Genomic DNA, 12,383 nt, shown 5'->3' with positions numbered 1-12,383 from the left:
TCACTCGCTTTCCGCGTCGAATCGCGTCTCCGGGGCCAGACGCGCGCCTCGAAGCCACGCGCTCGCATCCATCGGTTTCTTTCCCGCCGGAGCCACGGCTCTTAATTCGACGGCGCCTGCCCCGGTCCCCACCAGCGGCGGCTTGCCGGATCTGATTTGCCCCGGTTGCAGATCGACGACGTCGGGGCGCGCCGCCAGCGGCCCGAGCTTGATCCGCGTTCCCTCGAGCGTCGTCCACGGCCCGGGGGCCGGCGTATGCGCGCGGCTGCGCCGATCGATCGTCAGGGCGTCGAGGTTCCAGTCCACGCGGGCGTCCGCCGTCGAGATGCTCGGCGCATAGGAGGGCTCTCCGCTTTGCGGGACGGGCTCGGCGCCCCGGCCGAGCCGCTCGAAGGTTTCGACCAGAAGACCGGCCCCCGAATGCGAGAGGCGCTCGAGGAGTTCGCCCGCCGTTTCGCGCTCCCCCACTTTTTCGACGACCGAGCCGAAAATCGGCCCCGTGTCCAGGCCCGCCTCGAGTTTGAAGGTCGAGGCCCCGGTCGTTTCCTGGCCGGCCGCAATCGCGTACTGGACGGGCGCGGCTCCTCGCCACTGTGGAAGGAGCGAGAAATGCAGATTGATCCAGCCGAAGCGCGGAATCTCCAGAAGCGAAGGAGGAATGAGGAGGCCGTAGGCGACAACCGCCACCGCTTCGGGCGCGAGCTCCTCGATCGCGCGCCGGACGTCTTCGTCCTTCTTGAGGCTCGTCGGCGTGTAAACCGGGATTCCTCTGTCGTCGGCCTCTTCGTGCACGGCCGACCGGGCGAGTTTATGGCGCCGCCCCGCCGGGGCGGGGGCGCGAGTGAGGACGGCCAGGACGTCGTGTCCGGCGTCAAGGAGGCGTTGCAGCGACGGCACAGAGGCCCGCGGCGTTCCGGCGAAGAGAATTCTCACCCGTTCAGTGTAGGCGACGCGAGGGACGACGGCTTCGACTTTGCGTCTGCCTCGTCATTCTCAAGCGCCGCGCTTGCCTCGTCGCTCTCGAGCTTCGAGCCTCATCGTTTTCGCCTGCGGCGCTTAAGAATCTCGCGAAAGAGCAGCGCGGCGCCCACGAAGAGGGAGGCGACGGAGGAAATCCACGCGAAACCGACGGGCGCGAGGGCCGCAAGAAGCAGGCCGAAGCCCGTGACGAGGGGCGACCGGCGGTGCAGCCCGAACGCCGCGCATGCCACGCCGACGCACGCCGCGATTGCAAAAGGGGCGAGGCCGGCCGTGCCGCCGTCGTAAAAGAAGGCAGCCCACAGGCCGTAGACGGCCCCGGCGGAGGCGAGGGCAGTCGCGACGGACCCGGCCGCCATATCGAGGCGGGGCAAGGTGTTATTTGCAGGCATGGGCTACCGCCTTGAATTGTCGTTGACCTTGGACTCCGTCGCCATGTGCGCACCTGGACACGAGCGATCCTGCTGGAATACCGCTCGATATCGTGAATCATCATAAGATATATTAGTGTTTCGGAGCTCAATCCCTGCCATCGCAATCTAGTATTGCACCGCATCCAGACACGCTAGACATCAGGATCGACCTCCAAACGCAGGGACGGGCCAAACTGCTTGGCAGTGTATTCGCGGTGTGCGGCCCTCGCGTGCGCGGCGAGAGAGGACCCCAGAGCGTGTGCGCACCGGACGTAGACCGTGACCTCGTCCTTTCTTGCGACGCCGCCGTGCCCGGTTTCGCTCCGTCCGGATGCATTTTGGCCGACGCCGTTGTGCCCCGCGCCGCCTCGGGCAGCGGCGTTGTTTCCGGCCTCGGCCCGCAAGCCTTCGTTTCGCACAGCGACGTTCCGCCTCGCATCGTTTCGCGGCCTGGCGGACGGAACGGGGCCTAGGAGCTCGTACCCCGAAGCCAAACGCACGATGCCGCCGGCCAGCAGCGGGTCGCGCGCCTGCGCGTCCGAGGCCGCGTCGCCGTGGCGTTCGGCAGACCGTTCCCCCTGAGCTTCCGCCGCGAAAAGCGACGAACGCAGGACCCCTAGGTAGGTGCGCACCGATCGGGATTCCCCCGTTACGGCGAGCCAGAAGGCCGAGGGCGGAAGCTTGAGCTCTCGCCTTTGCGCGTACAGGCCGGCTGCGAAATCGGGCTGCCCCCACGTGCTGAGCATCCTGAGGAAAACGGGGTCGATTCCTCCGGCGAACATGACGTGTCCGCCGTCGCGCGCCGGACGGACGCGCGCGACGATGCGGCAGGCCTTGCGGACGAAGCCGATTTCCGAGCCCGGTCCGTCTCCCCTGAGGAACCGCGAATCAAGGACGAGGGCCGCCCGGTACCCGCCCTGCGCCGCAGGCTCGGATCCGGGCGTGGCGACGACGATGCGAGGCTTGCCGGAGACCGAATCGACAATGCCCTCGCTGGCCTGCGAACCGGACATGACGATTCCCGTTCCGGGAAAGGCCTTGCCTATTTCTTCGGCGGTGCGGTGAGAGCCGAGGCGCACCGCCCGAATGCGGCCTCCCCCGCATTCGGGGCAGCGCCATCGGGCGGCTGACAGTCCGCACCTCCGGCAGCGCGGCTCCGCCTCGCCGAAGTCGAGGCCGAGACCGCCCCCGCACGTTTCGCACCGCGCGATTTCCCGGCATGAGGCGCACGCGGTCATCGGGATGTACCCGGCTCTGGGGACGACGACGAGAACCGGTCCCTCGTCGAGGGCGTGCCTGACGAGCGCGAAGGCCGACTCCGGCAGCCGCGACCATGAGGCGTCGTCGCGCTCCCATTGTTCGGCCGCGCTCACTCGCGGAAGGCTTGCGCGCAGCGCCGACGGCTCGCCGCGAACGAGGGCGGCCTCGCCCCGCTCGATCATCGCCTGGGACGAAAGCGAAACGCACCCCGACAGGGAAAGGAATGCCGCGCCTTCCCGGACCGCGCGCATCGCGAGAGCCTCGCCTGCCCTCACGTAGGGGGCGTGCTGTTCGCGCAGGTTCGGCGAGGCGTCGTCGAGCACCGCGACCAGGCCCAAGTCGCTCACGGGCGCCCACACGGCCGAGCGGGTTCCCACGACGACGCGGTCGATTCCGGTGAGGATCCGAAGGAATGCCGCATACCGGCTCTCATGCGGCTCGTCGGCGACGACGAGGGCGACGCTCTCGCCCGTGGCGGCGGCGACCCCCTCGGCGATGCGGGAGGCCTCGCGCCTCGTGGGGGCAACGACGAGGCAGCCGCGCCCCGACGCGCGGGCGGCCGAGACGGCGTCGGCGAGCATGGCAACCGCATCGCTTCCGGGGAGCTCGCAGCACACGGCACTCGGCCCTTGGCCCGCGGCGATGCGCATGAGGAACGCCGGGCCGCCGAGGTAGGCGCGCCACGGGCTGCCGGCGGCGGTCTCGTAGGACTCGACGGCGAGCCGATCGGCCGCGACGGCGCCGCCGTGGGCGGCTAGATGGGCCTTTTCCGCGCGCGCGTGGCGTTCGGGAACCGCCAGAGACAGCAGGTCCGCCGCGGATCCCGCGCACCGGGCGGCCACATCGACGCACAATCCGTACACTTCGGGTGTGAGGACGGGGAGGGAGGAGACAACCCTGCGCAGCGGGCGCAGCCTCCCCGCGGCCTCCGAGGTCGAATCCCTGCCGACGATGAAGCCGCTCGCCCGATGCGCGCCGACGTCGACGACGACGCGCGCCCCGACGACCGCCGACGAGTCCATCGACGCGGGGACGAGGTAGTCGAAGACCTTGTCGAGATGCGGCTGGCGCAACAGCACGTGGACGTGGGCGACCGGGGACCGCACCTCGCCGACGACTTCCCGTTCGGCGCGCGCGACATCAAGCAGCCCCGCCTGCTCTTCGGCCGCGGGAAGCTCGCCCAGCCCCGGAAGCGTCATGTCCATGGGTCCATTAAACCAAGAGCCTCCGACAGTTTTCGGGGGAGGCGAGCGGCGAGCTTCAAATGCGGGTCAAACGGACGTCGATGCGAAGCCCGGAAGCGTGTGGCTTCGACGGCGGCCTGGCTGAGCTCACGAGTCCGCTGTGCGCCGGATTCAGACGGCGCGCAGAAGCTCGTCGACGCGATTCGTCCGCTCCCAGGCGAAGCCCTCGCGCCCGAAATGCCCGTAGGCCGACGTCGCCGCATATATCGGGCGCTTGAGCTCGAGCTCCTCGATGATCGCCGCGGGGCGCAGGTCGAAGACCTTGGTCACCGCCGACTCGATCCGCTCCACGGGCGCCGTCTCCGTGCCGAAGGTGTCGACGCGCACAGACACCGGATGGGCGCGGCCGATCGCGTAGGCGACTTGAAGCTCGCAGCGCTCCGCCAGCCCGGAGGCCACGACGTTCTTCGCCGCCCACCTTGCGGCATAGGCGGCCGACCGATCGACCTTCGAGGGGTCCTTCCCCGAGAAGGCCCCTCCCCCGTGGCGGGCCATTCCGCCGTAGGTGTCGACGATGATCTTGCGGCCGGTCAGCCCGGCGTCGCCCATCGGGCCGCCGACGACGAATTTCCCGGACGGGTTGACGAACAGGCGAAGCTCGGAGGCGTCCAGATCGAGGCCCTCGGCCTGGAGCACGTGGTCGAGGACGTGCTCCTTCATGGCCTCGTTCAGCCAAGGCCGTTCGACGCCCTCGTCGTGTTGCGTCGAAATGATAACCGCTTCGAGGCTGACCGGCCGCAGGCCTTCGTAGCCGATCGTCACCTGGGTCTTGCCGTCCGGGCGCAGGCCGGGCACGATGCCCTCCTTTCGGACCTTCGCGAGACGCTCGGCCAGGCGGTGGGCAAGGGCGATGGGAGCGGGCATGAGCTCGCTCGTCTCGTTGCTCGCATAGCCGAACATGAGCCCCTGGTCTCCGGCGCCCTGGCGGTCGAAGGCGTCGTCGGAGCGCATTCCCTCGCGAATTTCCAGAGACGTTGTGACGCCCTCGGAAATGTCGGCGGACTGCTGGCCGATCGAGAGCGTCACGCCGCACGATGCGCCGTCGAAGCCGATGTCCGACGACGTGTAGCCGATGTCGCGGATCGTCTGCCTGACCAGGCGCGGGATCTCGACGTAGGAGGACGTGGTCACCTCGCCGGCGACGTGTATGAGGCCGGTGGTCGCCATCGTTTCGATCGCCACGCGGGAAGAGGGATCCTGCTCGAGCATTGCGTCGAGGACGGTGTCCGATATTCGATCGCAGACTTTGTCGGGGTGCCCCTCGGTGACGGATTCGGATGTGAATTGTTGGCGATGCATTTTTCTCCTTAGGATCGCAGCCGCACGACGGCGTCGACGATGACGCGCGCGAGCTCTTCTTTGCTTCCTTCCGCCCTTGCCACGACGTCGCCTTTCGAGTCGAGCACGACGATCCGGGAATCGACGTCGCCGAAGCCGATGCCCTCCCCCACGCCGTTGACGACGGTCAGATCGGCGCCTTTTCTCAGCGCCTTCTCGCGTCCGTAGTCCTCGACTGAGCAGCGCTCGTCGCCGGTTTCGGCGGCGAACCCGACGATCGTCTGGCCCGGTCTGCGCGCGGCCGCCAGGCCTGCGAGGACGTCCGGGTTCTCGACAAGCTCAATCGGGAGGAAAGACTCCCCCGTCTTCTTCTGCTTGGTGGGGCTGACCTTCGCGGGGCGGAAATCGGCCACGGCCGCGGCCATGACGAGCACGTCGGCCTCGAGCGAGGCGGCCTGCATGGCGTCGCGCAGCTCGAGGGCGCTCGGGGCGTGGCGGATCTCCGCGTCGCCCGCCTCGCGGAGGACGTCGGATGCGACGTTGGACTCGACGAGAATCGCCTTCGCGCCGCGTTCGGCTGCGAGACGCGTGATCGCGGTTCCGAAACGCCCGGTGGAGCGGTTGCCGAGGTAGCGGACCGGATCGATGGGCTCGCGCGTGCCGCCCGCGCTCACGGCGAAAGTCAGCCCCAGCAGATCGCGCGGCCCGCCCGATTCACGCATGGCCGAAAGCACGGCGGCGACGACGTCGCCCGGCTCGCTCAGGCGCCCGACGCCCGAGTCCGCGCCCGTCAGGCGCCCGGAGGCCGGGCCGATGAAGCGCACGCCGCGCTCGCGCAAAACGGCGACGTTTTCCTGCGTGGCGGGGTTGAACCACATCTCCGTGTGCATCGCCGGAGCGACGAAGACCGGGCACGTCGCGGCCGACACGACGCTCGTCAGCATGTTGTCGGCGATTCCCGCGCGAATCTTCGCGAGAGTGTTGGCCGTGGCCGGAACGACCACGATCGCATCGGCCTCTCGGGCCAGCCTCACGTGAGCGACGTCGGCCGCGTCCTCGCAGACGTCGGTGTAGACCCTGCGCCCGGACAGCGCCTCCCACGTGACGGCGCCGACAAGGTCAAGGGCGGCGCGGGTGGCTACGACGGTGACGCGGTGCCCCGCCTCCTTGAACAGACGAACGGCGGCGCACGCCTTGTACGCCGCGATGCCGCCGGAGACGCCGACGACGATAGAAAGAAGGCCCTCCTTTCGGAAGGCCCTTCGAGCGGTCAGTCTTTCTCCGTGGTCCACTCGACCTTGTCCTCCCGGATTTCCTCCAGGGCTATGGACAGGGGCTTGTCCTCCGGACTCGCCTCGACCAGAGGGCCGAAGGTGGTGATGTTGCCGTCGCCCCGCGTCATCTCCTGACGGTACGAGTTGATCTGGCGGGCGCGCTGGGCGGCGTAAACCGACAGGGCGTACTTCGAATCCACCTTCTCGAGCAGGTCGTCGATCGGCGGATTGGTGATGCCCTCGGGCTCAGGAACTGTTCCGAACATTCTTCCCTCTTAACTAGACGTCCAGAGGCTTATTTTATCGTGTGATTCCGAAAATGCGCAGTAGCTCTTCCGTGGCACGCGACACGGAATCGTTGACGACGACGACATCGAATTCTTCCATAGCCGCCATTTCTTCGCGGGCCGTTTCCAGACGGCGGGCGATTTCCTCGGGGCTCTCGGTTCCTCTGCCCCGCAGCCGGCGCTCGAGCTCCTCCCACGCGGGCGGGGCGATGAATATCTGCGCGGCCTCGGGCATTGACCGCCGCACTTGGCGCGCCCCCGCGAGGTCGAGTTCGAGCACGGGGATGCGGCCGCGCGCTGCGGCGTCTTCCACGGGCCCGCGCGGGGTGCCGTACCGGTTGACTCCGTGGACCAAGGCCCATTCGAGCATCTGCCCCGTTTCCACGAGCTCGTCGAAGCGTTCGTCGCTGACGAAGAAGTAGTCGACGCCTTCCCGCTCGCCCGGCCTGGGATCCCTCGTGGTTGCCGAGACGGACAGCCAGCACTCGGGCGCCCGCGCCAGAGCCTCCTTGAGCACCGTCCCCTTGCCCACGCCCGAGGGTCCGACGACGACGAAAGCGCGGTTGTCCATGCGCTCCATGCTACCTGGATTCTGACTGTCCAAGGGCGGATTCGACCGCGGCGAGCGTGCGGGCGAAGCCTTCGCGCAGCCCTGCCGCTGTGGGGCCGCCGGCCAGGATCGATCGGGAGGCCGAAGCCAAGACCCGCGCGATTCCCGAGCCGAAAACCTGCCGGAGCTCGTCGGCGCCCGCGCCCTGCGCCCCTATTCCGGGGGCGAGGAAAACGCCTGGGAAGGACGGAAGGTCGATGCCGAGCCGGCGGGCGCCGTCCCCGATGGTCGCGCCGACGACGAGGCCGAAGGACCCCGGAGCGATCTCCTCGTTCCACGCGGCGACCGCCTCGACCACCCGGCCAGCGACGGAGGGCGAGCCCGCGTGCTGGATCTGGGCGCCCTCGGGGTTGGACGTGAGAGCGAGGACGAACAGGCCGCCGCCCAGGTCGGCCGCGCGGCGCGCCGTGGCCTCGAGCGATCCGGGGCCGAGATACGGGGAGACGGTGAATGCGTCGGCCTTGAGCGGGCCGCTGAGGTAGGCGTCGGCGTATCCGTCCATCGTCGAGCCGATGTCTCCGCGCTTGACGTCCGCGATGACGGGAACCTCGGCGTCGCGGCACGCGCGCAGCGTCTCCTCCAGCGCGGCGACCCCCGCCGCCCCGTGCCGCTCGTAAAAGGCCGACTGCGGTTTGAATGCCGCGGCGCGGTCGTACAGCGCGTCGATCGTGCGCAGCGAGAACTCGCGCACGCCGGCCGCGCTGTCCTCGAGCCCCCACTGCCGCAGCAGGCCCGCGTGCGGATCGATCCCCGCGCACACCGGCCCGCGGGCCGCCATGGATTGGCGCAGGCGCTGACCGAACGTCGTCATTTTTCCTCCACGGAATGTAACTCTGTGAGACATATCTCCATGAGACGTGCGGATGCGATCGGGCAACCGCATCCGCACGTTGAGCGCCTCAGACTTGCAGCGTTTTCAGACGGTCAGGTTCAGACGGTCAGGCTGCCGACGCGACCGAGCTTCGCACGATCGGCCATGACGTCCCCGTGGGAGCGGAGCTCGCCCTCCCACACGGTCGGCACGCCCCGGTGGACGGTGTACATCACCCGTCCCGGAAGGGTGCGGCCCTCCCACGGGGTGTTGTGCGACTTCGAGTGGCCGGCGCGCCCCGAAATCTCCCGCCTCGCATCGGGATCGACGAAGCAGAGGTTCGCCGGCTCCCCCGCGGCCACCGGGCGGCCCTGGTCCGGGCTGGCGCATATGCGCGCAGGCTCGTAGCTCATAAGCCTGGCAACGTCCTCCCAGTCGATGAGGCCGACGTCCACGAGCGACTCTTGGACAACCGAAAGCGCCGTCTCCAGGCCGATCATTCCGTTGGCCGCAACCGCCCACTCGCAGTCTTTCTCCTCGATGGGATGCGGCGCGTGGTCTGTTCCGATCACGTCGATCGTCCCATCGACGACGCCGCGGCGCAGGGCCTCGACGTCCTCTCGGGGGCGAAGCGGCGGATTGACCTTGAACATCGGATCGTAGGAGCGGACTTCCGTGTGGTCGAGGCCCAGGTGGTGAGGCGTGGCCTCGGCCGTCACGGCGATTCCCTGGGCCTTTGCCCAGCGGACGAGGTCGACCGATCCGGCCGTGGAAACGTGGAGAATGTGGACCTTCGAGCCGACGTGCTTGGCCAGAAGCACGTCGCGGGCGATGATCGACTCCTCGGCGACCGCCGGCCAGCCGGCCAGCCCAAGCTCGGCCGAGACGTCGCCCTCATGCATCTGCGCCCTTTCCGTCAGCCGCGGATCCTGGGCGTGCTGGGCGACGACGCCGTCGAAGGCCTTCGCGTATTCGAGCGCCCTGCGCATGAGCACGGGGTCGGAAACGCATTTTCCGTCGTCGGAGAAGTAGCGGACCTGGGCGTCCGAGGCGGCCATGGCTCCGAGCTCGGCAAGGTGCTTGCCCTCCAGCGCGGAGGAAACCGCGCCCACGGGGCGCACGTCCACGTACCCGGCGATCTCTCCCAGGCGCATGACCTGTTCGACGACGCCGGCCGAATCCTGGACGGGCGTCGTGTTGGCCATGGCGTTGACGCAGGTGTAGCCGCCCGCGGCCGCGGCCTGCGAACCGGTCAGGACGGTCTCGGAGTCCTCAAGGCCGGGCTCGCGCAGATGCGTGTGCGAATCCACGAGCCCGGGCAAAACCACGAGGCCCGAAGCGTCCACGACCGTCGCGTTCGCCGAGGAAATCTCGTCGCCCGACACCGCGGCGATCATGCCGTCGAGCACGTGGACGTCCACGACGTCCTTGCCCAGCAGCCTCGCCCGCTTGAAAATGTACTCGCTCATGCCGAAATCTCCTCGCCGTGCGCCAGAAGAAGGTAGAGGGCGGCCATGCGCACGGACACTCCGTTGGCCACCTGTTCGAGAACCACCGAGTGGGCGGAGTCGGCCGCGTCGGCCGAAATCTCCAGGCCGCGGTTCATCGGGCCCGGATGCATGAGCACGGCGTCGTCGCCGAGCACCGAGAGGCGCTCCGCGTTCAGGCCGTACTGGCGCGAGTATTCCTCAGGCGAGGGAAAGAAGCCGCCGCCGGCGCCGCTCATGCGCTCGCGCTGGACCCGCAGCATCATGACGGCCTCGGGCTTGGAGGCGAGGACGTCGTCGAGCGTGTAGGACACCTCGCACGGCCAATCCTCCATGCCGACGGGCAGCAGGGTGGGCGGGGCCACCAGAGTCACCTTCGCCCCGAGGAGCGAAAGGAGATCGACGTTCGAGCGGGCGACGCGCGAGTGGAGGATGTCTCCGACGACCACGACGTGCGCGCCGGCCAGGTCGGAGCCTTCCGGGGCGGCCTTGTCCTGCCCGGTGTGCAGGTGGCGGCGCAGCGTGAAGGAATCGAGCAGGGCCTGGGTCGGATGCTGATGGGTGCCGTCGCCGCCGTTGAGGATCGGAACGTCGATCCAACCGCAGTGGGCCAGCCTGTGCGGGGCGCCCGAGGCGCTGTGTCGCACGATGAGGGCTTCGGCCCCCATCGCGACGATCGTCTGCGCCGTGTCCTTGAGCGACTCGCCCTTCGACAGCGAGGACCCCTTCGCTGAGAAGGAGATGACGTCTGCCGAGAGCCGCTTGGCGGCGGCCTCGAAGGACAGCCGGGTGCGGGTCGAGTCCTCGAAGAACGTCGTCGCGACGGTGCGCCCGCGCAGAACCGGGAGCTTTTTGATCGTGCGCGACTGGGTCGCGGCCATCGTCTCAGCCGTGTCCAGAATCTGGATGGCCTCGGCGTGTGTCATGTCGTCTGTTCCCAAAAGATGGCGCATGTCAGGCCTCCTCGATCGCTACGAAATCGGCTTCGTCGATGGGGGCGAGGTTCACCCGCACCTTTTCGGTGCGCGACGTCGGCAGGTTCTTTCCGACGTAGTCCGCGCGAATCGGCAGCTCGCGATGCCCGCGGTCCACCAGGACCGCCAGCTGAACCGCGGCGGGCCGCCCGATGTCGGCGATGGCCTCCAAAGCGGAGCGAATCGTCCGGCCTGAGTAGAAAACGTCATCGACCAGCACAACCGTTGCGGCGTCGATACCGCCGTCGGGAATGCTGGTCGGATGGGGAACGCGAATGGGATTGCTTCGAAGGTCGTCGCGGTACATCGTGATGTCGAGCGAGCCTGCGGGGACCTCCACGCCTCCCGCTTCGCGAAGAGCGTCGCGAAGCCGCCGCGCCAGCGGCGCCCCGCGAGTCGGAATTCCGAGAAGGATGAGGTTCTCGGCTCCTTTGTTGCGCTCTAGAATTTCGTGAGCGATGCGCTTGAGCGACCGCTCGATGTCATCGGCGTCAAGCACCACGCGGGCGCGCGCCTTGTCTGCCATAAAGGCCTCCTTCCCCGCCTCGCAGGACGGGCTTAAAGAATCGGAACCAAGGCGGGTTCCATCGATTACGGTAGCCCTCGGCGGCCCGAGGCGCAACAAGGCTCGCGCGTCTACGGGTCAGTTCGCCTCTTGGCCGCCCGCCTCCTCGCTTTCGGAAAGCTCGCGTCCGCCGGCAAGTTCGCGCGCGCGAATGTCCGCAACTCGGTTGAGGACTCCCATGACGAAGCCCACCGAGCGCTCCGTCGAATACTCGCGGGCCAGGCTCGCCCATTCGGGGATGACGTGGAAGCGATCGGTGCCCACGTACACGAGCTCCGCCGCTGCCGCGCGAAGAATGGAGCGGTCGACGGCGTTCATGCGGCTCATCGCCCAGTCCTCGCTCGCCGCTTCGACGATCGTGTCGATGTCGTCGGCGTTTTCGGCGTACGCTTCGACGATGCTCGCTCCGAAGTCCCGGATCGGCGACTGCGAGGTGGACACAACCCTTCGTTCGCCGAGCAGGGCGAGGAGGTCGCCCTGGCCGAGCAGACCGCGCTCGTCGGCCTCGAAGACGACGTCGAGAGCGCGGTTGCGTTGCTTGGTCCTGGCGGTGAAGCCGTCTTTGCGCCGCCGGCGCTTGGATTGTTCGTCCATCAGTCCGTCACTCGGCCGAGGTATTCGCCCGTGCGAGTGTCGATCTTGACTTTGTCGCCCTGGTTGAGGAAAAGGGGCACTTGGACTTCGTAGCCGGTTTGAACCTTGGCCGGCTTGGTGCCGGCGTTGGACCGGTCGCCTTGAAGGCCGGGCTCGGTGTAGGTCACTTCGAGGACCACCGACGCCGGAAGCTCAACGAAGAGGACCTGCCCCTCGTGCGAGGCGACGATGGCCTGCTGCTCCTCGAGGAGGAAATTGGCGGCGTCGCCCACGATCTCCGGCGAGACCGGAATCTGCTCGTAGGTTTCTAGGTCCATGAATACAAAATCCGTGCCGTCGTTGTACAGGTACTGCATGTCCCTGCGGTCGACGGTGGCCGTCTCGACCTTGACTCCGGCGTTGAACGTCTTGTCAACCGTCTTGCCGGACAGGACGTTCTTGATCTTGGTGCGCACGAACGCGGGGCCTTTGCCCGGCTTGACGTGCTGGAACTCGACGACGCTCCACAGTTGGCCGTCGATGTTCAGAACCATTCCGTTCTTCAGGTCGTTGGTGCTTGCCACAAGGGCTCCTTGTCTGTTGTCTTTCGCGCCTTTTGCGCGCCGTCC

At 68.0% G+C, this 12,383-nt stretch carries 13 protein-coding genes; all 13 read right to left on the bottom strand.

All coding sequences use genetic code 11. From position 1 onward, the window contains the following. On the bottom strand, positions 1-933 hold the full coding sequence (gene fmt, locus A4H34_RS07195) for a methionyl-tRNA formyltransferase (RefSeq protein WP_064231524.1): 933 nt from the start codon (positions 931-933) through the stop codon (positions 1-3). Positions 934-1,034: 101 nt separating this feature from the next. Next, positions 1,035-1,370 (bottom strand): hypothetical protein, encoded by a 336-nt coding sequence (locus A4H34_RS07190; RefSeq protein ID WP_064231523.1) that lies wholly within the window; start codon positions 1,368-1,370, stop codon positions 1,035-1,037. A 173-nt stretch (positions 1,371-1,543) separates the two neighbouring features. Further along, positions 1,544-3,856, bottom strand: coding sequence for a primosomal protein N' family DNA-binding protein (locus A4H34_RS07185; RefSeq protein WP_064231522.1), 2,313 nt, complete (start codon positions 3,854-3,856; stop codon positions 1,544-1,546). Positions 3,857-4,006: 150 nt separating this feature from the next. Then, positions 4,007-5,194 (bottom strand): methionine adenosyltransferase, encoded by a 1,188-nt coding sequence (metK, locus tag A4H34_RS07180; protein WP_064231521.1) that lies wholly within the window; start codon positions 5,192-5,194, stop codon positions 4,007-4,009. Positions 5,195-5,202: 8 nt separating this feature from the next. After that, entirely contained in the window at positions 5,203-6,465 is a 1,263-nt protein-coding gene (coaBC, locus tag A4H34_RS07175; protein WP_064231520.1) for a bifunctional phosphopantothenoylcysteine decarboxylase/phosphopantothenate--cysteine ligase CoaBC, read from the bottom strand. Continuing rightward, the gene (gene rpoZ, locus A4H34_RS07170) at positions 6,444-6,713 is read right to left on the bottom strand and encodes a DNA-directed RNA polymerase subunit omega (RefSeq protein ID WP_009198772.1); all 270 of its coding nucleotides are present in this window, start codon (positions 6,711-6,713) and stop codon (positions 6,444-6,446) included. Before rpoZ ends, coaBC begins: the two co-directional genes overlap by 22 nt. A 34-nt stretch (positions 6,714-6,747) precedes the next feature. Continuing rightward, positions 6,748-7,314, bottom strand: coding sequence for a guanylate kinase (gene gmk, locus A4H34_RS07165; protein ID WP_064231519.1), 567 nt, complete (start codon positions 7,312-7,314; stop codon positions 6,748-6,750). A gap of 1 nt (position 7,315) precedes the next feature. After that, complete coding sequence (gene pyrF, locus A4H34_RS07160; RefSeq protein ID WP_064231518.1) at positions 7,316-8,155, bottom strand: orotidine-5'-phosphate decarboxylase; 840 nt, start codon at positions 8,153-8,155, stop codon at positions 7,316-7,318. Between the two features lie 119 nt (positions 8,156-8,274). Beyond that, complete coding sequence (locus A4H34_RS07155; RefSeq protein WP_064231517.1) at positions 8,275-9,624, bottom strand: dihydroorotase; 1,350 nt, start codon at positions 9,622-9,624, stop codon at positions 8,275-8,277. Beyond that, positions 9,621-10,595, bottom strand: a complete 975-nt coding sequence (locus A4H34_RS07150) for an aspartate carbamoyltransferase catalytic subunit (RefSeq protein WP_009198776.1) — start codon at positions 10,593-10,595, stop codon at positions 9,621-9,623. Before A4H34_RS07150 ends, A4H34_RS07155 begins: the two co-directional genes overlap by 4 nt. Position 10,596: 1 nt before the next feature. Continuing rightward, complete coding sequence (gene pyrR, locus A4H34_RS07145) at positions 10,597-11,142, bottom strand: bifunctional pyr operon transcriptional regulator/uracil phosphoribosyltransferase PyrR (RefSeq protein ID WP_009198777.1); 546 nt, start codon at positions 11,140-11,142, stop codon at positions 10,597-10,599. Positions 11,143-11,259: 117 nt separating this feature from the next. Next, positions 11,260-11,775, bottom strand: coding sequence for a transcription antitermination protein NusB (locus tag A4H34_RS07140; RefSeq protein WP_009198778.1), 516 nt, complete (start codon positions 11,773-11,775; stop codon positions 11,260-11,262). After that, complete coding sequence (gene efp / locus A4H34_RS07135; protein ID WP_040322675.1) at positions 11,775-12,338, bottom strand: elongation factor P; 564 nt, start codon at positions 12,336-12,338, stop codon at positions 11,775-11,777. Before efp ends, A4H34_RS07140 begins: the two co-directional genes overlap by 1 nt. Between the last annotated feature and the right edge of the window lie 45 nt (positions 12,339-12,383).

The organism is Peptidiphaga gingivicola (genome assembly GCF_001652275.1).
Lineage (GTDB): Bacteria > Actinomycetota > Actinomycetes > Actinomycetales > Actinomycetaceae > Peptidiphaga > Peptidiphaga gingivicola.
The sequence above is the reverse complement of the archived record's forward strand: the minus strand, read 5'-3'. Positions and strand labels throughout refer to the sequence as shown.